The 20,393-nt window shown below is 70.0% G+C and carries 16 protein-coding genes and 1 CRISPR repeat array; of the genes, 8 read left to right on the forward strand and 8 right to left on the reverse strand.

Translation table 11 applies throughout. The features are described from left to right. Window positions 1–76: 76 nt before the first annotated feature. Together BM424_RS24655 and BM424_RS24660 are read right to left on the reverse strand one after the other, a co-directional pair. A complete protein-coding gene (locus BM424_RS24655) occupies window positions 77–2,173 on the reverse strand; it encodes an FUSC family protein (protein ID WP_093422610.1) in 2,097 nt (698 codons plus the stop codon). Between the two features lie 65 nt (window positions 2,174–2,238). Next, complete coding sequence (locus tag BM424_RS24660) at window positions 2,239–2,832, reverse strand: TetR/AcrR family transcriptional regulator (protein WP_093422612.1); 594 nt, start codon at window positions 2,830–2,832, stop codon at window positions 2,239–2,241. A 286-nt stretch (window positions 2,833–3,118) separates the two neighbouring features. Here BM424_RS24660 and egtA point away from each other — a divergent pair, with 286 nt between their 5' ends. From egtA to egtD, 4 genes are read left to right on the forward strand one after another with little or no spacing between them, the layout of a single operon-like run. Beyond that, the gene (egtA, locus tag BM424_RS24665) at window positions 3,119–4,291 is read left to right on the forward strand and encodes an ergothioneine biosynthesis glutamate--cysteine ligase EgtA (protein WP_245776106.1); all 1,173 of its coding nucleotides are present in this window, start codon (window positions 3,119–3,121) and stop codon (window positions 4,289–4,291) included. Window positions 4,292–4,329: 38 nt separating this feature from the next. After that, window positions 4,330–5,658: an ergothioneine biosynthesis protein EgtB gene (gene egtB, locus BM424_RS24670; RefSeq protein WP_093422614.1), complete on the forward strand. Its 1,329-nt coding sequence runs from the start codon at window positions 4,330–4,332 to the stop codon at window positions 5,656–5,658. 2 nt (window positions 5,659–5,660) lie between these two features. After that, window positions 5,661–6,422, forward strand: a complete 762-nt coding sequence (gene egtC / locus BM424_RS24675; protein ID WP_093422616.1) for an ergothioneine biosynthesis protein EgtC — start codon at window positions 5,661–5,663, stop codon at window positions 6,420–6,422. Next, window positions 6,404–7,369 (forward strand): L-histidine N(alpha)-methyltransferase, encoded by a 966-nt coding sequence (gene egtD / locus BM424_RS24680; RefSeq protein WP_093422619.1) that lies wholly within the window; start codon window positions 6,404–6,406, stop codon window positions 7,367–7,369. The genes egtC and egtD overlap by 19 nt, the downstream gene beginning before the upstream one ends. A gap of 48 nt (window positions 7,370–7,417) precedes the next feature. Here egtD and BM424_RS24685 read toward each other — a convergent pair whose 3' ends face one another. Next, window positions 7,418–7,648, reverse strand: a complete 231-nt coding sequence (locus BM424_RS24685) for a hypothetical protein (protein WP_093422622.1) — start codon at window positions 7,646–7,648, stop codon at window positions 7,418–7,420. A 553-nt stretch (window positions 7,649–8,201) separates the two neighbouring features. Here BM424_RS24685 and BM424_RS24690 point away from each other — a divergent pair. From BM424_RS24690 to BM424_RS24700, 3 genes are all read left to right on the forward strand, one after another. Then, on the forward strand, window positions 8,202–9,500 hold the full coding sequence (locus tag BM424_RS24690) for an aspartate aminotransferase family protein (RefSeq protein ID WP_093422624.1): 1,299 nt from the start codon (window positions 8,202–8,204) through the stop codon (window positions 9,498–9,500). Then, a complete protein-coding gene (locus BM424_RS24695; protein ID WP_093422627.1) occupies window positions 9,497–10,990 on the forward strand; it encodes a CoA-acylating methylmalonate-semialdehyde dehydrogenase in 1,494 nt (497 codons plus the stop codon). Before BM424_RS24690 ends, BM424_RS24695 begins: the two co-directional genes overlap by 4 nt. A gap of 78 nt (window positions 10,991–11,068) precedes the next feature. Next, window positions 11,069–12,352: a PrsW family intramembrane metalloprotease gene (locus BM424_RS24700; protein ID WP_093422629.1), complete on the forward strand. Its 1,284-nt coding sequence runs from the start codon at window positions 11,069–11,071 to the stop codon at window positions 12,350–12,352. A 219-nt stretch (window positions 12,353–12,571) separates the two neighbouring features. Here BM424_RS24700 and BM424_RS24705 read toward each other — a convergent pair whose 3' ends face one another. Further along, the gene (locus tag BM424_RS24705) at window positions 12,572–13,876 is read right to left on the reverse strand and encodes a DUF222 domain-containing protein (protein ID WP_093422632.1); all 1,305 of its coding nucleotides are present in this window, start codon (window positions 13,874–13,876) and stop codon (window positions 12,572–12,574) included. Here BM424_RS24705 and csb2 point away from each other — a divergent pair. Next, entirely contained in the window at window positions 13,804–14,778 is a 975-nt protein-coding gene (gene csb2 / locus BM424_RS24710) for a type I-G CRISPR-associated protein Csb2 (RefSeq protein ID WP_175548255.1), read from the forward strand. The genes BM424_RS24705 and csb2 overlap by 73 nt on opposite strands. A 221-nt stretch (window positions 14,779–14,999) precedes the next feature. Further along, window positions 15,000–15,471: a CRISPR direct-repeat array (repeat unit 33 nt; unit sequence GCAATGAGGACCGGCCGGAGCGGCCGGTGACGG). Window positions 15,472–15,695: 224 nt separating this feature from the next. Here the strand turns inward: csb2 and BM424_RS24715 are convergent. The 4 genes from BM424_RS24715 to BM424_RS24730 are packed head-to-tail and all read right to left on the reverse strand — an operon-like array spanning window position 15,696 to window position 20,080. Then, window positions 15,696–17,390, reverse strand: coding sequence for a DEAD/DEAH box helicase family protein (locus BM424_RS24715; protein WP_093422807.1), 1,695 nt, complete (start codon window positions 17,388–17,390; stop codon window positions 15,696–15,698). Between the two features lie 6 nt (window positions 17,391–17,396). Further along, window positions 17,397–18,128, reverse strand: a complete 732-nt coding sequence (locus tag BM424_RS24720; RefSeq protein WP_093422635.1) for a DUF5343 domain-containing protein — start codon at window positions 18,126–18,128, stop codon at window positions 17,397–17,399. Window positions 18,129–18,144: 16 nt separating this feature from the next. Further along, entirely contained in the window at window positions 18,145–18,429 is a 285-nt protein-coding gene (cas2, locus tag BM424_RS24725; RefSeq protein WP_093422637.1) for a CRISPR-associated endonuclease Cas2, read from the reverse strand. 4 nt (window positions 18,430–18,433) lie between these two features. Beyond that, entirely contained in the window at window positions 18,434–20,080 is a 1,647-nt protein-coding gene (locus BM424_RS24730) for a CRISPR-associated endonuclease Cas4/Cas1 (protein ID WP_093422640.1), read from the reverse strand. Window positions 20,081–20,393 lie beyond the last annotated feature (313 nt).

Genomic DNA, 20,393 nt, shown 5'->3' on the forward strand with positions numbered 1-20,393 from the left:
GGCAGTTGATCTCGCAGCCTAGGAGCGGTCCGGGTGGTGATCGGCGGACTCGATGCCGTGTCGCCGGAAGGGGGCGTCAGCTTCGCCCGGCCAGGTGAGACCCCGTCAGGTGAGCGTCGGTGCCGAGCTCGCGCGCCAGCTCGTCGAGGACCTGCGTGGTGCGATCCAGGAACCGGACGCTGCGGTGCAGCGACGTCGGGCCGTCGGTGAGCGACTCGGACAGATCGTGCAGCTCGTCGGAGCGGCGGTGCGCGGCGGCCAGCGCCTCGTCGAAGGGCACCTGCCCCTCCTCGGTGAGCGCGTCGGCGGCATCGGCCAGCGCCCACAGGTGCTCCGCGAGCCGGTCCCGGGTGTCGGCGTCGACCATCTCGGCCGCGTCGCCCAGCGCCACCGACAGGTTGCGCACGTAGTACGCGCAGCCGCTGAGCTTCGCGGCCATCCGCTGCACCTGGCTGCGCCGCGACCGGAACCGGTAGGCGGTCAGCGGGTTGGCGCTGGTGAGCACCTTCTGCAGCGCGTCGTCCAGGGCCCGGGTGGGTTCCTGCAGTCCGGAGGCGGTGCCGTGCTCGCTGAGCTCGGTGCCGGTGCTGCGCAGGAAGTCCCGCAGCGCCCCGAGGAACTCCGAGGTGTTGTTGCGGACCACCTCGCGGGTGCGGGTCGGCAGCACGAACACCGCCGCCAGCACCCCGGCCAGCGCGCCCACCGCGGTCTCGGCCAGCCGCGTCTCCAGCACCGAGACGTTGAACGTGCCCAGCATCCCGTACAGCGCGCCGAGCAGCGTGGTGATGAAGAACGTCATCGCCGCGTAGGAGTAGCCGACGAAGTAGAACGCCAGGAACACGCACAGCAGGATCACCGACAGCTCGGCCGTGAGATCGCCGCCGACCTGCGCGGCCACCAGGATGCCCGACACGACGCCGAGGATCGTGCCCGCCGTGCGCTGCCAGGCGCGCACCAGCAGCTCGCCGCGGCTGTTGGTGCTGATGAACACCACGAACGCGGTGATCACCGCCCAGTACCAGCGGTTCGGCGAGACCAGCTGGCCCAGCAGGATCGCCAGCCCGGCCGCGACCGTGACCTGGATGGCGGTGCGCAGCTCCGGGCGGGCCAGCCCGGTCTGCTCCTCGGTGCTCTCCTCGGTCTCCTCGGCGACGTCGGACTCGGCGTCGTCGGTGCGTTCGCCCAGCTCACCGGTCGCCTCGGCGAGTTCGGCCAGCTCGGTGCCGAGACTGCGGATGGCCATCGCCACGTCGACCGAACCGCGGTCCTCGATCTGCTCGGAGACCCGGCGGGTGGCATCGCGGATCTCGCGCGGGCGGCTCTCCAGCACCGACAGCAGGGCGCCGACCGCGTGCGGCACCACACCACCACCGCTGGGGTGGTCGACCAGCCTCAGCAGCCGGGTCACCAGGTTCTCCGCGGCCAGCTCCACGTCGAGGATCCGCTGCCGCAGCACGGTGCGGCCGGCCTCGGTGAGCTCGTCCATCCGGCCGACGGTGTTCTCCAGCATCAGCGAGGTCTCGTTGAGCCGGGCCGAGCGGTTGTGCAGCTTGCGGCGCCGGGCCGTCGAGCCGGGCTGGTCGGCGACGTCGCGGACCGCGTGCAGCAGCCCGTGCACCTGGGCGCGCAGCGTGCGCCGCCCGCGCGCGAGCACCCCTTCCGGGTCGTCGCGCAGCACCAGGAACCGCAGGCCCGCCGCGGCGAGCGTGCCCAGCAGCACCGCGACCGCCAGCGCCGGGAACTGGGCGAGCTGCGGGCGGAGGAACATCGCGAAGAAGTACCCCATGAACGCGACCATGCCCAGCGGGAAGAACCGCGGGCCGAAGCGGCGCACGTAGACCGCGACGAAGATGACGACCAGGAACACCGCGCTGTGCAGCGGCGGGGAGACCTGGGTGGCGATGGCCAGGCCCAGCGCCGCCAGCACCGGCAGCGGCAGCAGCGCGTAGGTGATCGCCTGGCCCCGCCGGTCCGGGTCGTTGACGCCCAGCGAACCGTTGATGGCCACCACCGCGCCGATCATGGCGCTGGGCAGCGGCTGCCCCCACCAGGCCAGCAGCGGCACCGCGATCGCGAGGGTCAGGGCGACGGCGAGGGTGACGCGAACGGCGGTGCGCAGTCTCCGCAACGACGGGTCGGACGCGAGGAAGCGGTTCCACCACTCGCTGGCCACGCGCACTCCTTCGTTCCGGCCGACCCTGACGCGAGATTACGCCGAACGGGGTTGGTTCTGTGGGATCAGCGACCCCGGTGGCGTCGCACGCTCTCCTCGACGACGTCGAGCACCGAACCCAGGTGGCGGGCGGGCAGACCCATCGCCAGGTGCGAGACCAGGCCCTCCAGGACCAGTTCCAGGTAGGCGGTGAGCACGTCGACGTCCACGTCGTCGCGCAGGTTGCCGGACTGGCGCTGCCACTGCAGACGCGCCCGGGTGGCGGCGGTGAGGGCTTCGGAGCGCTGCGCCCACCGCTCCCGGAACTCGTGGTCGGTGCGCAGCCTGCGGGAGACCTCCAGCCGCGTTCCCAGCCAGTCCGCGCCGAGCGCGCGGGCTTCCGCGCCGGTGGGGTCCTCGAGCAGGTTGCGCATCACCTGCACCAGGCCCTGCTCGGCGACCACGTCGGCCATCCGCGCCGCGTCGTCCTCGGCCAGGGCGAGGAACAGCGATTCCTTGTCCTTGAAGTGGTGAAAGATGGCGCCGCGCGACAGCCCGGTGGCTTCTTCCAGTCGCCGGACGGTGGCACCCTCGTACCCGAAGCGCGCGAAGCAGGACCGCGAGCCGTCGAGGATCTGACGGCGTCGCGCGTCCAAGTGGTCCTGGCTGACCCGAGGCATGCCGTGAATCCTCGCAGGACGGTCCCGGCCATCGCAATCCGTACGTACGTTTTGTTGGCGTTTCGGTTGCATCACACCCGAACCGGTGCCGTTCGGGCGGTTTTTCGGCCGATGTGGACCGAACTCGGGGTCGGCGATAACAGCCGCAGCGGTGCAGAACAAGGCTCGCGACCGTCAGAGGTGGGCGGTAGCGTCGGTAACCGGCCAATCACGGGCGGTGATCATCTTGCCGATATCTGCCGATCGTTCAGCCGATCCTCCAACCGACGAGTTCCCCACCTCGCGCGTGCGCACCAGAGCCGAGGCCGAGGCCTACGTCGCGTCGGTGTGCTTCAAGCACGGCCCTCCGCGCCTGCTGGGCGTCGAACTCGAATGGACCGTGCACCACCGATCCGATCCGGGCCGTGCCCTCGACGCCGCGACGCTCATCGCCGCGCTCGGCCCGCACGCACCCCGCTCCCTGGTCCCCGACAGCCCCCAGCAGGCGCTGCCGAACGGCTCCGTGCTCACCGTCGAGCCCGGCGGCCAGGTCGAGATCTCCAGCCTTCCCACCACCTCGCTGCGCTCGCTGCTGAGCGTCGTCGACGCCGACGCCGACTACCTGCGCCGCCGCGTCGAGCGCGCAGGACTCGTGCTCGGCGACAGCGGCATCGACCCGCACCGGCACCCGCACCGCATCCTGCAGGTGCCGCGCTACCGGGCGATGGAGAACGCGTTCGACCGGATCGGCCTGGACGGCAGGCTGATGATGTGCAGCACCGCGGGCGTGCAGGTGTGCCTGGACGCCGGTGAGCCCGACCGGATCGCCGCCCGCTGGAACGCGCTGCACGCCCTCGGCCCGGTGATGATCGCCGCCTTCGCCAACTCGCCCCGCCTGTTCGGCCGCGACACCGGCTGGGCCTCCACCCGTACCCGGGTGCTGCTCGACACCGACCCGCCGCGCACCAGACCCGGCCCCACCAAGGGCGATCCGGTGACCGGCTGGGCGCGGCGGATGCTGGACATGTCGCTGGTGTGCCGCAGGCGCGACGGCGACGACTGGTCGGCCCCGGCCGGGCTGAGCTTCGCCGAGTGGATCCACGGTGGCCTCCCCGAACCGCCCACCCACGACGACCTCGACTACCACCTGACCACGGTGTTCCCGCCGGTCCGCGCCCGCGGCTACCTGGAGGTGCGGTACCTGGACGCGCAGTCCGGTTCGGACTGGATGTTGCCGACCGCCGCGCTCGCCGCCCTGTTCGGCGACGAGTCCGTGGTGGACAAGGTCGCCGTGATGGCCGCGCCCGCCGCCGGGCGCTGGGTGCACGCCGCCCGCTCCGGACTCGCCGACCCGGTGCTGGCGCGCTGCGCCCGCGATATCTTCGACCTCGCCTGCCGGCTGCTCGACCGCGTCGGCGACGGCATCGGCCTGTCCGACCGCCTCGCCGAGCACCTCGCCCTGCGGCTCGCCCGAACCTGACCCGAACCCACGCCCGTCACGACCTCGAGGAGTGCACGGTGAAAGATCTGCAGGAACTGGGAACCGAAGACCTGCGCGAGCACGTCGCCACCGAACTCGCCCGCACCCGGCGGCGCAGCGCGCAGCTCACCGACGCCGTCGACGACGCCGACCTCGTCAAGCAGCACTCGCCGCTGATGTCGCCGCTGGTTTGGGACCTCGCGCACGTCGGCAGCCAGGAGGAGCTGTGGCTGGTGCGCGACGTGGGCGGCCGCGAGGCCATCCGGCCCGACATCGACGACCTCTACGACGCCTTCCAGCACCGCCGCGCCGACCGCCCCGAGCTGCCGCTGCTCGGACCGCGGGAAGCCCGCGAGTACATCGGCACCGTGCGCGAGAAGGTCTTCGACCTGCTCGACGACACCCCGCTGGAGGGGCGCGCGCTCGTGGAGCGGGCGTTCGCCTTCGGGATGATCGTGCAGCACGAGCAGCAGCACGACGAGACCATGCTGGCCACCCACCAGCTCCGCGACGGCCCACCCGCGCTGCACGCCGAACCCCCGCCCGCGGCACCCGACGAAGCGCTGCCCGCCGAGGTGTTCGTGCCCGGTGGACCGTTCACGATGGGCACCTCCACCGAGGCGTGGGCGCTGGACAACGAGCGCCCGGCGCACGAGGTGCACGTCGAGGCGTTCTACCTGGACACCACGCCGGTCACCAACGCCGAGTTCGCGCGGTTCATCGACGCGGGCGGCTACCGGGACCCGCAGTGGTGGAGCGAGACCGGGCTGCGCTACCGCACCAAGGCCTCGCTGGAAGCGCCCCGGTTCTGGTTCCGCGACGGCGGCCGGTGGTGGCGCCGCCGGTTCGGCGAGATCGAGGAGGTCCCCGGCGACGAACCCGTGGTGCACGTCAGCTTCCACGAGGCCGAGGCCTACGCGGCCTGGGCCGGCAAGCGGCTGCCCACCGAGGCCGAGTGGGAGAAGGCCGCGCGCCACGACCCGGCCACCGGCCGCTCCCGCCGCTACCCGTGGGGCGATGACGATCCCGACGAGACCCGCGCCAACCTCGGCCAGCGGCACCTGCGCCCGGCACCCGCCGGGGCCTACCCGCTGGGCGAGGCGCCGTGCGGGGCGCGGCAGCTCATCGGCGACGTGTGGGAGTGGACCGCGAGCGACTTCCTGCCGTACCCGGGTTTCGTCGCGTTCCCGTACCGCGAGTACTCCGAGGTGTTCTTCGGCTCCGACCACAAGGTGCTGCGCGGCGGCTCGTTCGGCACCGACCGCGCCGCGTGCCGGGGCACGTTCCGCAACTGGGACTTCCCGATCCGGCGGCAGATCTTCGCCGGGTTCCGCTGCGCCCGCACCCCGCTGCCGGACGAGCGCTGAGCATGTGCCGACACCTGGGATACCTCGGAACGCCCGTGTCGCTGGCCGAGCTGCTGATCGACCCGGCGCACTCGCTGCTGGAGCAGTCGTGGGCGCCGAACAACATGCGCGGCGGCGGGACCGTCAACGCCGACGGCTTCGGCGCAGGCTGGTTCCGCGACGACGGCACCACCGGCGCCTACCGCAACGGTGCGGCGATGTGGACCGACACCTCGTTCCCGCAGCTGGCCCGCGACCTGCGGGCCTCAGCGGTGGTGGCGGCGGTGCGCTCGGCGACCACGGGCATGCCCGTCGGGCCCGAGCTGTGCGCGCCGCTGACCGGCGGGCGCTGGTTGTTCAGCCACAACGGCAAGGTCGGCGGCTGGCCGGACTCGCTGGCCAAGCTCGCCTCCCGGCTGGACCCCGCGGACCTGCTCACCGCCCAGCCCACCGACTCCGCCGTGCTGTGGGCGCTGCTGCGGCAGCTCCTCGACGACGGCGTCGCTCCCGAGACCGCGGTGGCCCGGCTGGTGCGCGAGGTGCACGCCGCCGCGCCCGAATCGCGGCTGAACCTGCTGCTGTCCGACGGCACCCGGATCGTGGCCACCACCTGGACGCACTCGCTGTGGGTGCGCCGGGAAGCGGACGCGGTGACCGTCGCGTCCGAACCGTTCGGTGCCGCCGACCCGTGGGTCGAGATCCCCGACCGCCGCCTGGTGGTCGCCGACGCCGAGCACACCGAAGTCGTGTCCCTGGGGGAGGATTCGTGCGACATCCCGAACTGACCGTGCGCTTCACCGAAGCCGACGCCGACCGCGAACTGCGCGCCGACGTGCGCGAAGGCCTCACCGACGACCCGAAGTGGCTCTCGCCCAAGTGGTTCTACGACGCCGAGGGCAGCGAGCTGTTCGAGCGCATCACCGAGCTCGACGAGTACTACCAGACCCGCGCCGAGCAGCAGATCCTGCGGCGCACGGCGCTGACCATCGCCGAGCTCACCAACGCCGCGACGCTGGTGGAGCTCGGTTCCGGGTCCTCGGAGAAGACCCGGCTGCTGCTCGACGCGCTCGGCAAGCACGGCACGTTGCGGCGGTTCGCGCCGCTGGACGTGTCCGAGTCGGCGTTGCGCGGTGCGGTCGCCGCGATCGAGGCCGACTACCCGGAGCTGGAGGTCTCCGGGATCGTCGACGACTTCACCACCGGGCGCCTGGCCGAGGGCGACGCGCGGCTGGTGGCGTTCCTCGGCGGCACCATCGGCAACCTGCTCCCGGAGGAGCGTGCCGGGTTCTTCGGGGCGCTGCGCGCCGCGATGCGACCGGGGGAGTGGTTGCTGCTGGGCACCGACCTGGTCAAGGAGCCCTCGCGGCTGATCCGCGCCTACGACGACGCCGCGGGCGTGACCGCCGATTTCAACCGCAACGTGCTGCGGGTGCTCAACCGGCGGCTCGGAGCGGATTTCGACGTGGACGCCTTCGAGCACGTGGCGCGCTGGAACACCGATCAGGAGTGGATCGAGATGCGGCTGCGCGCGCTGCGCCCGATGCGGGTGCGGGTGCGCGAGCTGGCGCTGGACGTGGACTTCACCGAGGGCGAGGAGATCCGCACCGAGATCTCGGCGAAGTTCCGGCGCGACCGGATCGCCGACGAGCTGGCCGTGGCCGGGTTCGACCTGGGCAGCTGGTGGCTCGACGACTCGGCCGAGTTCGCGCTGTCGCTGTCGGTCGCGCGGTAGTCCGGCGTCCCCTCGTCCCGGCGCGCCCGCTTTCGCGGAGCGCGCCGGTCACCGCTCCAGCTCGGGGTCCGACGGGCCGGGGAGCCGCGACATGCAGCGCACGCACGGCATCCCGGCCGGCTGCTCGGACACCTCGGCCACGTACGAGGGGATCTGCAGGCCGCACAAGGTCCGCCACGCGGCCGGGAACGGGCCCTCCGGCCGGGCCGCCAGGTGCGTCTGGCGGCGGGATTCCGCGACCACGCCTGCGGCGAACCGCACCGCGACCACTGCGCTCATCGTGTCGCCCCCGGTGGTTGTGCTGCGCCCGGCCGCAGGCTCGTGTCCACCGGGTCTCCCGGCAGGCAGCGGGCGGACAGGGCGTCGTGGTTTCGGTTGATCATTTTCCCCACCTCCGCGGACGGGACTCGTCCCGGAGGTGGTCGTGACGCGAGGCTAGGCGGGTTGACCCGTTCGGCCCAACGGCCATGCGCTGAAACGCCCCATTGATCACCCGAAGGGGTTGCCGGAGTCCTGCCGGGCACGCCCGGTGATCGGCATTCGGGGGAATCGCCCGGCGGCCGTGCGGCGGGCGCCCCTCGCAAACAAGGGCCGGCCACGCGAACGCCAGCTACTGGGGGGAGGTGCTGGTGCCGCGTGACCGGCGGGGCACAGGCTACACCCGGTGCCCGCGCGGTCATCGGCGGTAGCGGCGCGCGCCCCCGCATCGTGTTGATCGCCCCGCCTTGATCACAGGGCATCGCGTTGATCACAGGGGCCGGGCCATGGCCGCGGGGCTTCCGAGGCGAGAGACTGGTCCGACCGCTACGAGGTCGCCGGAGCAGGAGGAAGCATGTCGGATTCGCTGTTGGCGCGGCACAAGGCCGTGATGCCGGACTGGCTGTCGCTGTACTACCAGGAGCCGATCGAGATCGTCAGCGGCTCCGGCCGCCACGTCACCGACGCCGACGGCAACACCTACCTGGACTTCTTCGCCGGCATCCTCACCAACGCCATCGGCTACGACATCGACGAGATCAGCGACGCGATCCGCCGCCGGGTCGACACCGGGGTGCTGCACACCTCGACGCTGTACCTGATCCGCCAGCAGGTCGAGCTGGCCGAGCGCATCGCCGAGCTGTCCGGGCTGCGCGACCCGAAGGTGTTCTTCACCAACTCCGGGACCGAGGCCAACGAGACCGCGCTGATGCTGGCCACCCAGAAGCGCCGCAGCAACCAGGTGCTGGCGCTGCGCAACTCCTACCACGGGCGCGCGTTCGCGACGCTGGCCGTGACCGGCAACCGGGGCTGGTCGGCGACGTCGCTGTCGCCGGTGAAGGTCAGCTACGTGCACGGCGGCTACCGCTACCGCAGCCCGTTCTCCGGCCTGTCCGACGCCGACTACATCGCCGCCTGCGTCGACGACCTGCGCGAGGTCATCGAGACCACCACCGCCGGGGACGTGGCCTGCATGATCGCCGAGCCGATCCAGGGCGTCGGCGGGTTCGCCACCCCGCCCGACGGGCTGCTGGGCGCGTTCGCCGAGGTCCTCGACGAGTACGGCATCCTGCTCATCTCCGACGAGGTGCAGACCGGGTGGGGCCGCACCGGCGAGCACTTCTGGGGCATCCAGGCCCACGGCGTCACCCCGGACGCCATGACCTTCGCCAAGGGGCTCGGCAACGGCCTGGCGATCGGCGGCGTGGTCGCCGAATCCGCGCTGATGGACGACATCGGCGCGAACTCCATCTCCACCTTCGGCGGCAACCCGGTCTCCACCGGCGGTGCGCACGCCGCGCTGGAGTACCTGCTGGCCCACGACCTGCAGGGCAACGCCGCCAAGCTCGGCTCCCAGCTGCTGCAGGGGCTGCGGGCCCACGACAGCGCGCTCATCGGGGACGTGCGCGGCAAGGGACTCATGATCGGCGTCGAGCTCGTCGTGCCCGGCGGCAAGACGCCGGCGCCGGAGGCCGCCGCGCGGGTGATGGAGCTGGCCAAGCAGCGGGGCCTGTTGATAGGCAAGGGCGGGTTGCACGGCAACGTCCTGCGCCTGGCGCCGCCGATGACGCTCACCGAGACCGAAGCGGCACACGCGCTGCAGGTGCTCACCGAAACCGTCTCGCAGGCCGAGCAGGAGCTGTTCTCATCATGACCGAGCTGATCGACCACTGGATCGCCGGCGCCCCCGCGGGCGCCACCCCGGAACGCACCGGGGCGGTGTTCAACCCGGCGACCGGGGAGCGGACCGGCACGGTCGCCTACGCCGACGGGTCCGATGTGGACTCGGCGGTGTCCGCGGCCGTCGCGGCGCAGCGCGAGTGGAAGCGGGCGTCGCTGGCCAAGCGCTCCTCGGTGCTGTTCGCGTTCCGGGAACTGCTCAACGCCCGCGCCGGGGAGCTCGCCGAGATCGTCACCGCCGAGCACGGCAAGGTGCTCTCCGACGCTGCCGGGGAGGTGCAGCGCGGGCTGGAGAACGTCGAATACGCCTGCGGCATCCCGAACCTGCTGCAAGGCGGGTTCTCGGAGAACGCCTCGACCAGCGTCGACGTGCACTCCACCCGGCAGCCGGTGGGCGTCGTCGGGGTGATCTCGCCGTTCAACTTCCCGGCGATGGTGCCGCTGTGGTTCGTGCCCAACGCGATCGCCTGCGGCAACTCGGTGGTGCTCAAGCCCAGCGAGAAGGACCCGTCGGCGGCGCTGTTCCTGGCCCGGCTGTGGAAGGAAGCCGGGCTGCCCGACGGCGTGTTCAACGTGGTCCAGGGCGACAAGGTCGCGGTGGACGCGCTGCTGGAGCACCGCGACGTCAAGGCCATCTCGTTCGTCGGCTCCACCCCGATCGCCCGCTACGTCTACGAGACCGGCACCGTGCACGGCAAGCGGGTGCAGGCGCTGGGCGGGGCGAAGAACCACATGGTGGTGCTGCCCGACGCCGACCTGGACCTGGCCGCCGACGCCGCCGTCTCGGCCGGTTTCGGCTCGGCGGGGGAGCGCTGCATGGCGGTCTCGGCGGTGGTCGCGGTCGACCCGGTGGGCGACGAGCTGGTCGCCAAGATCGCCGAGCGGATGGGCAAGCTCCAGGTCGGCGACGGACGCCGCTCCTGCGACATGGGCCCGCTGGTCACCGCGGCGCACCGGGACCGGGTCGCGTCCTACGTGGACGCGGGACTGGCCGCCGGTGCGGAGCTGGTCGTCGACGGCCGGGGCATCGAGGTCGACGGCGCCGAGGGCGGTTTCTGGCTCGGGCCGACGCTGTTCGACCACGTGCAGCCCGGGATGTCGATCTACGCCGACGAGATCTTCGGGCCGGTGCTGTCGGTGCTGCGCGCGCTGACCTACGACGCCGCGCTGGAGGTCGTCAACAGCAGCCCGTACGGCAACGGGACCGCGATCTTCACCGAGAACGGCGGGGCGGCCCGCCGGTTCGGCGAGGAGGTCGAGGTCGGGATGGTGGGCGTCAACGTCCCGATCCCGGTTCCGGTCGCCCAGTTCTCCTTCGGCGGCTGGAAGGACTCGCTGTTCGGCGACTCCCACGCCTACGGGCCCGACGGAATCCGGTTCTTCACCCGCACCAAGGTGATCACCACGCGCTGGCCGGATCCCTCGCACGGCGGGGTGAACCTGGGTTTTCCGCAGAACAGCTGATCCACCCGCCGGTCGGCCCCGGGGGAGATTCCGGGGCTGACCGGACGGGACCGGGGTTGATCTCCTACGCTGCCGGGCATGCCCGCACTGAGCCCGAAATCGGTTCTGGAAGGCCGCAGCTCCAACCGCGCGCCGGTGTCGTTGATCATCGGACTGGTGATCTCCGGCGTCTGCATGCTGCTGGCGCTGGCGTCGTACTTCGCGATGGATCCCGGTGCGCCGGGCAACGTCGTGATCGGCATGCTGCTGGCGCTGCCGACCGCGATCGTGCTGGTCGCGCTGATCCTGCTGATCGACCGGCTGGAACCGGAACCGCGGCTGAACCTGCTGGTGGCCTTCGGCTGGGGCGCCGGCGTGGCGCTGCTGGGCGCGTTGATCGTCAACTCCCTCGGCGAGTCGGTGCTGGCCGTGGTGCTGGGGCCGGAGCCCGCGACGGTGCTGACGGTGTCGGTGATCGCCCCGGTCGTCGAGGAGAGCTTCAAGGGCGCGCTGCTGCTGTTCCTGCTGGTGGTGCGGCGCGGCGAGATCGACGGCCCGACCGACGGGATCGTCTACGCGGGACTGTGCGGGCTGGGCTTCGCGCTGGTCGAGAACGTCCTCTACTACATGCAGGGCCTGGCCTCGGTGCCCGGCGAGATCTGGGGCACGGTCCTGATCCGCGGCGTGGTGGCACCGCTGGGGCACCCGATGTACACGGCGATGACCGGGCTGGGCATCGCCTACGCCGCCACGCACCGCGGCGTCGGCCGCGTCTTCGCGCCGATCCTGGGCTGGTGCGCGGCGGTGTTCCTGCACGCGCTGTGGAACGGCGGTTCGGTGCTGTTCGGCTTCGGCGGACTGGTGCTGGCCTACCTGGTGGAGGCCGTGGTGCTCGCGGTGCTGGTGATCGTGCTGGTCCGGGACCGCAGGCGCCTGGTGCACCTCATCGGCCGCTACCTGCCGTCCTACATCCCCAGCGGGCTGGTGGCGCCCAACGACATCCAGATGCTGGGCACGATGCGCGGGCGCCGAGGCGCCCGCAACTGGGCGCGTCACCAGGCCGGTGCCGTGGGGGCGCAGGCGATGGGCGACTACCAGCTGGCGGCCACGGAACTGGCGCTGCTGCACGCCCAGGCCGAGCGCCGCACGATCGATCCGCAGGCGTTCTTCGCTCGCCGCGGGCAGATCGTGACCCTGATGGGCATGGCGCGCGAGGCGTTCTTCCGCCGCATGCCGCAGCCGAAACAACCGGCGCCGTGGGCCCGCAACCAGCAGTCGGGTTTCTTCACCGTGCCGCAGCAGCTGCACGACATGCCGACGCACAAGCTGCGCATCCCGCCCCAGCCCCCGCAGCCGCCGGGACGGCCCGGTTCTTGGAGCTGACGACAGCGCGCGGTGCCGGGTCTTGAACGTCGTTCGAGCAGCCCCGGCCTCGGTGTCACGATCAGCGATCAGGCCCGAGCCCGGAGCGGTGATCCGATTCCGGCGCTGCGCGTGACCCCGAGGCCGGGGGCTCCGGCCGCGTTGTTTCCCACTCTGCAGTTGTCAAACAGCAAGTGCCGCTGAGGGCGTGCCGGGGTGCCCGGCCTGGTGCAGGTCGGTTCAGAGGGCGGGTTCTCGTGGTGCGGGGATGAGATCCCGGATCAGTTGTCGGTGCGTTCCCGGGCGCGACGTCGAGCCGGGCCGGGATCGGCGGTGCGGATCGATGCGGTGCGGTGGTGTGAACGCGGTTCTCCCTTCGTCGACGGTGATCGTCCAGCGGTCGTTGTGGACGATCCGGTGGTGGAAGGCGCAGAGCATGACCATGTTCGACAGCGTCGTCTCGCCGCCGTGGAACCACTCCACGATGTGGTGTGCCTGCGACGTTCCGGGCGGGTGTTCGCAGCCCGGGAACGCGCAGATCCCGTCGCGCCGGAACAGGGCGGCCCGCAGTTGCGGGGGAGCGGTGCGCTCCTCGCGCCCGTAGTCCAGCGCGACACCGTCGCCGCCGAGGACGACGGGCAGGATCCCGGCGTCGCAAGCCATCCGCCGCACGGCGTCGGCCGTGATCGGAGTCCCGTCGGCGAACGAACCGGGCGCGACGCCTTCGGCGCGGGGGTCGAGGCTGCGCACCAGGTCGTCGTAGCCGACGGTGACCTGGACCTGCACCCGCTGACCCCCGACGCGCGGCATGTTCTCGGAGCCGAGCGCGAGGTCGACCAAGGTCGCGAGGCCGTCGGCGTGACGCTGCGCGGGCGTGCGCGGATCAGGCGTCCCGTCGTGGGACGGAAGCGGTTTCGACAGCGGGCGGATCGCGGCGAGGAACTTCTGGCCCGTCTCCTTGTCGAGCCGCGCCTTGATCATGACCATCCCGTCGCCGGAGGCGACGTAGTGCAGCTCCCGCGACTCGTGCTGGGCCTGCTCGTCCCGCACGGCGAGGGAGCGGTCGTGCGCGGCGTTGATCCCCTCGGCCAGCTGCCGCAGGTCGCGAGGCCGGCACGTTCGCGCCTGCTCGACCAGCACAGCCTCCACCCGAGAGGTCTCGGCGGCGTCGGGGAGCTTGTCGACGCACGCAGCGATGACTTGCGCGTGCTCCACGCTGATCACCCCGTCCGCCAACGCCTTCCGCGCCACCGGGACGGCAGTGCTCGTAGCGACCTGGACCCGGCCGCGAGCCTGCCCGGGGTCGGCCTTGAGCACGTCCTGCAACCACACGCCCGTGTTCCGCGCCCCCGCGGAGCGCGCGATCTGGTGCTGTTCCGCCTCCTGAATCAACTCGGCCTGCACGGAATGCACGTACCGCGCAAGCGATTCCAACTCCCGAATCGCACCGGCCAACTCACCGGCACACCTCGGTGACGCCACGGCACCCGCAAGAGCGGCCCGAGCCGCGGCCACGGCACCGGAAAACGACGTCATCGAACGCATGTTCCCTATTGTGCCCGGCGGGGAGGCGGAAAACGAGGCTCATGGCATCGCTAAACCGGGTGAACGTCAGGGCAAAAACAGTGGAAACCAAGCGGCTTTCACGAAATTGTCGAGATCGACCCACCGTCGAATCCCGAAAAGCTAGGATTTCCCCTACTTCTGGGGAACGACGCGAAGACAGGATGAGATACACGGTGAGCGCAGAGGCCGGCATCGCACAGAACGCCGACCGGATGCTGATGTTCAGCTTCCCGAAAGGCATCCGCATCGAAGGGAAACTGGCGGGCACGATCACCACGAGCCTCCGCAAAGCGGTCATGAGCCGGACCCCGAACCCGCTCCCGCCCGAGATCTCCGGCCACGAAGCCGAAGACCGCACCCACGCCGCCTACCTCCCGCTGATCGAACCCGAGCACTCGACGACTCCGGGGAACATCCGCGGCGTGGCGATCCTCTGCCCACCGGGCAAACCCGGTCTGGTGGAACTACTCAAGAAAGTCCTGCACACCACAGCGTTTCGGCTCGAAATCCCAGGCGCCACCCTCCGACTGAAGCCGCAACCGTCCACAACGGCCACCGAGTGGACCACCCCGTCGCGCACGTGGACCACGGTCACCCCCATCGTCCTCGACCGGTTCCCGGGCAAGGGCAACGAATCCGCAGAACTCGCCCGAGCCTGCCGCACAGCAGGCCTGCCCGAACCCACCGAGATCCGCACGGCCCGGAGCCCCTTCACCACAGCGGCAACAGACCTCGCCCCCGCAGACCTACCCCGAAAAACCCGGCTTCCATACACCCACGCCCACATCACCTTCCCAGACGCGATCCCGGGCCCGGTGGTCCTCGGCTCCCAACGCTATTTGGGCATGGGCCTGTTCCGACCTGCTGCGACTACCGTGTAAGCCCAGACGCAATGGGCCTGTCGGAACGGCCGGTGACGGCGGCGGGTTTGACCTGCTGCACGTGCTGACCGGCCACGTGTGGCAATGGGGACCGGCCGGTGCGGCCGGTGACGGATGACACAGGACAACGGAGATCAGGCTCGACGGCTTCCGTGGCAATGAGGAACGGCCGGTGACGGGCTGCGCTACCACCGGTGGGAGCCGATGGCGACGATCCTGTGGCAATGAGGACCGGCCGGACCGGCCGGTGCGGCGGCTTCGTGATCTACGGTTTTCCCGACGAGCTGGAGTGGCAATGAGGACCGGCCGGGATGGCCGGTGACGGTGAAGTCATTCGGTTTCGGGTCACCCCGGAGGTGGAGTGGCAATGAGGACCGGCCGGAGCGGCCGGTGACGGCACCGCAGGCCTGGTCTACGCCGCACCGGGCGGCGCCCAGTGGCAATGAGGACCGGCCGGAGCGGCCGGTGACGGAGACCTCAACCGGGAGAGAGAAAGAGGGAAACCATGATGGTGCAATGAGGACCGGCCGGAGCGGCCGGTGACGGCTGAAACCGCCTCTGCCGGTCAGCACGACAGCAGCTCGGGTGGCAATGAGGACCGGCCGGAGCGGCCGGTGACGGACACGTGAGCCTTGTCTACGCCATCACCGCGAACGCGTGGCAATGAGGACCGGCCGGGACGGCCGGTGACGGGGCTGTCCGAATGCGGTGGGTCTGACCTGGGTTTTCAAAGATCAAGGCGAGCGACCCCTCGTGGAGATCGCCACCGGAGCCAGATTCGATCTTAGCGTACCCAACAAAACAGGATGACCTGCGGAAACGCCATGCGAGCGGCCCTGCCTGGCACCATCGCCGCTGGACCGCTCGCATCGCGATATCGCTGTCACCTCCTGCGCACTCCAGCGACAGGAGTGCCCCTACTCCCGCCGCCGGAGCCCGACGGCGACCCGAGGGCCGTACGTCACCGGCACGTCCACGGACTCGCAGAACCGAACCCCCTCCCGAACGTCCTCAGCCCCGACTTCGCCGTCCTCCTGGTCGAGCACGTTCACCCCGCTCAACTCGGGTGCTTCAACGCCGAGCAGTTCGAACCTCTCAACGCGGTCACCGACGAGCCCGCCGACGCGCTCATCGTCGTCGGTCCCCTCGGCCAGGGGAGCCGCGTCGCGCACGGCCGCGACGAACGACGCCTCGATCTGCGGATGATCCGGGATGAGGATCTTCGCAGGCAGCGGCGTCCCAGCAGAGTGCTCGGTCTCGGTCCGGCGCATGGCCCGCGCCATCATCTGCGCGATGAACAGTGGCGCGACGATGTTCGTCCCGTAGGCGATCGTCGCGACCTGCGGGCAGTCGAAGCCCTCGGTCACCATCCGGACGGTCACGATGGCGCACGGCCGGGGCTCTGCAGCAGCAAGCCGCAACGTCGAGATCGCCCCGGACTCGTCCGAGACGACCAGCCGCGCGAAATCGGTCCCCGTGAGCCTGTTGAGCTTGTCCTGCGCCAGACGTGCAGCCGGGATCGAGGGAGCCACGTACAGCAGCTTCAGCGGCTCGGCGTGACCGAGGGCGTCGAGCTGTTGGTCGTGCAGCGCAAGTGCTTCGCGAGCGAAGTTCTCGATCCACTCCGGGGAGGAAAGGATCTTGAGCATGACCCCGGAGCGCTCCTGATCATCGAGGTCCGCGATCAGCCGGTGCTGCGGAACACCGTCACCGGTCAGGTCCACGCATTCCGCCCGCGCGGCGTAGCGGTACAGATCGGGTGCCCGAAGCACCGTCTTGATGAGCTGCTGTGTCGACACGGAGAAGTCCGCCACGGCCTGCAGTTTCGGCACGCCATCGGCGAAGACCCGCCGGTACGGAACGGTCGGAATCCGATGACGAGGATCGGACCGGAACAGGGTTCCGGTCATGTTCAGAACAGCCCGAGCCCGGAGCTGATCGGGACCACCGATCATCCGCTGCGCGGCCAAACCCCACGCCGCGTAGCTCGCGAGGTGATGCACCTCGTCGAACACCACGAACGTAGGTTGCTGCTCCTGCCGGATGAGATGCGTTCCGGCCGAGTTGGGCAGGGAGTGATACGTGGTGATTAACCCGGCTTGGCCGGTGCCCTCGACGGCTCCCACGACCGGGCTCGGGTCCAAGTGAATCCCGTGCTCGGCCAGCTGTGATTGCCACTGTCCGACCAACGCTCGGTTCGGCACGACGACGGTCATGCGTCCTACGTATCCCGCGTCTCGCAACTTCCGGAACATCAACGCGGCGAAGGTCGTTTTGCCCGCACCCGGTGCCCCATGAAGTGTCGCCATGCCCTCCTGGAAGAGCCGGTCGCCGATGACGGGCAGTGCCTCGGCCTGCCAGTCGCGCAACGACACTCCGGGCAGCGGGTGCGCGTCCTTGCCACCGAGCGCGAGGTTGCATCGAGAGCACCAAGCCTCCATGTTCGCGAACGTCGTGCCTCCGCCGTTGCGGTGGGCAGCGAGGTGTGCGCACTGGTAATCCGCGTCGAGCTCGACCCCGCAGCGTTGGCACCTCCCGCGCGCGGCTTGGTACAGCAATGCGCGCTGTTGACGTGTCGCGCCTCTCCGTCGATCACGTCCGATCGGTTCCATGACCAACTACTCCTCCATCGAGTTTTGCGAGGGGATGTCGTCAGCGAGGTCGTCCTGCCCAGTGCGGGACTGGTAGTCGTGGACGGCGTCGATGAGCTTGATGACGAATTCGCGGTCCTCGACGGAGAGCTCCAGGAGGTTGACGTCGACGCTGAGCGTGATGCTCCCGCCGGACTTGAGCCGGATCCGCGTCGCTCCGGAACTTCCCGTCGGCGCGGTCGGTTCCTCGGCCTTCGTCGTGCGGCGAGCGCGCCGGGTTCCCGGACTCCGCTTGCGGGAGGTCGTCGCGATGTGCTTCCACTCGGGACTCACCGGGATTCCCGCGTATTCAGCGGCGTGGAGGAAGAACGTGCTGGCCTTGCGCCGCGTGTCGCCGTGCTGTCCGAAGGTCTCCGTCCACTTGTCGAGGAGCTGCTGCGAGGTGGTGTGCTGACTACCGAACTCCACGATCGGCGCGTAGTGCCGCAGGATCAGTTCCTTGACCTTCTTCGGCCGTGAATCCGGGTCGTAGACCAACTCGCGGAGCAGGTCGGTGGGCGCGCCGTCTTCGTCGATGAGCCCGAACTGGCGGCACATCCCGAGATACCCGGTCTGGGTGGAGCCGGGCATCCAGCGCAGATAGCTGCGATCGATCGCCGCCGGGAGCGTGGGCTGCTGCGCCATCTTGTCCAGGCTGTTCAGGAAATTCCGGAAGGTGGCGTACGGTGGTGTGAAGGTTGTTTCCTTGTTCTGAGCCATGATCTTCTCCTTGTCATCACACGACACGGGCCCCGGTCGGAGGCAGCGGCCTGCGGTGCCCGAGGAATTCGAAGGTGACCTGTGACGGGATGCCCAGGTCGACGAACAGAACGTGATCCGCTGAGGTTGTGATGACCCGGTTCAACCGCCACTGCAGCTCGGCGAGATCCGCGCGCGAAAGATCGCAGAGGAACACCGAGTACTGGATGCGCTCGCCGTAGTCCTCGACGGTCTTGGCGACCCGGCGAAGCCGGACCGGATCGCTGATGTCGTAGGCGACGAGGTAGCGGTGCCGAGCCATGAGGTCACCTGCTGGTGAAGGGCCTGTACCTGGCGAACTCTTCGAGCAGGTAGGCGGCGAACAGACGCGCCTGCAACTCCAGAGCCCGGCGGTAGGTCACGGTGTACTTGAAGAGGGGATGCCGGATTTCGGTGGTCATGCGGTGCTCGTAGGCATCGATGACGCGTCGTTTGCCGGACTGGGTCAAGGTCACCTGGTCCGGGCGCACGTGGAACAGTCCGGCGTCGGCTTGGCGGGTGTTGATGAGCGTCAACGCCGTGGAGTCGGCGATCTGCGGCCGGAATTCCTCCATGAGGTCGAGCGCGAGCGCCGGACGTCCGAACCGGTCCTGGTGGTAGACGCCGGCGTAGGGATCGAGCCCCAGTCCGTAGCAGGCGACGGTGACGTCCTTGACCAGCAATGCGTAGAGGAACGACAGCAGGCAGCTCACGGCGTCACGAGGTGGACGCCGAGTGCGACCGGAGTCGGCGAAACCTGGTCCCGGAAGCCGGTGATCGGGGCGGAAAAGGTGAGGAAGACCGTCGAAGTAGGTGCGCGCGGCCGCCCCCTCGATGCCGCGGAGCATGGTCACGGTCTGGGCTCGGTCGGCACTGCGGATGGCGGTGTCGAGTCGCTTGAGTGCTTCGGGATCGGTGTGGTGGCTGTTGCGGCGGAGAAGAGTCCGGCAGTTGCGGATCTTCCCGCCCACGAGTCGGCGGGAGAAGTCGACGGCCCGCTGGGGGCTGATGGTGTGCTGACGACGCCGCAGGTCGACGTTGCTGCCGAGGGACGGAATCGTGACGGCCTTCATCCAGCCCCCGGTGGTCGTCCACACCACAGGGGTGTCTTGCTCGGCCAGCGCGTGGATGGCCTGCGTCGTGACCTGCGAAGGGCCGGCTACCACCACGTGGAGGACGTCGCGCAGCTGGAGGGAGGCGAGTTCGTCCCGGGCACGCGTGACGTGCAGTCGTCCGCCGCGCACTCCGAGGCGGGAACCCGGTTCGACGATGTAGAGCGGCTGACTCTCGGGCGCCGCTGCCAGCAACCGTCGGGGCGGAGCCTCGTCTCGCCCTGACAGCAGGTTGATCTCATCCGGGAGGCACACCGGGAGTAAGGCGCACCGCTCGCACTTCTTGCTGTGCTGGAGAGGTGGCGGGAGGACCGAGCTGGTAGCGACTTCGCGGGCCTTGTGCAGAGATCGCCGGAGCTCGGTTTCGGCCTCGGCCGACCAGTCCACTCTCACGCGGGAGCGCGTCTCCGCGTACCAGAGAAACCCGTGATCGCAGGGGTAACCGCTGTGCCGGAGCACGACGATCTGACAGAGCAGCTGCATCCGGTCGCTGTGCCACGGTTCGCCGTCATTCCGCGGCGAGCCACGGCGGAACTCGACAGGCCGAACTTTCCCCTGCTGTGCCACAACCACATCGCACACGGCAACAACACCGAGCTCATCGGAGAACACCTTCATCGAAGTCGCTATCCAGTTGCCGGACGCAACACGCTGACCAGCGTCCGGACTCTTCGCGACGTCCACCCGCGCGTGGACGAGACGTCCCAGGCGTGTCTCCTCCGTGTCCGTCCAGTAGCCGTCGACGTGCTCCAGGTGGAACAGGCGTTTGCAGAAGTTGAAATCGCCTAAAGCACGGGCACCGAGTGGTAGGTCGATATCCATCTCGACGCTCCTCGGGGGAGGGAAGTCCTGACGCCCGGAGGACGCACCCGATCCGCCTGAACCGCGCGTCACCCGATTCGGTTCACCTTGGAGATGACCGTTCGGTGAATGAACCACGGTGTGGCGGAGGACATTTGATGGTTCTCGTGGGTCGTCCGCTCGTTCGAATCGAAGCCTGACCGTCCGGGCGACGTCGGAGTGACCAGGTAAACCGCGCTCTGGCGCGGCTGCCACCACAACGTCAGAACCGGCATCAGCGGAGACCGCCGCACACTGACGAACCCACGGTTGTCATGCCCCCGCACTCGTGGAT

This window comes from Saccharopolyspora flava, from assembly GCF_900116135.1.
Taxonomy (GTDB): Bacteria; Actinomycetota; Actinomycetes; order Mycobacteriales; family Pseudonocardiaceae; genus Saccharopolyspora; species Saccharopolyspora flava.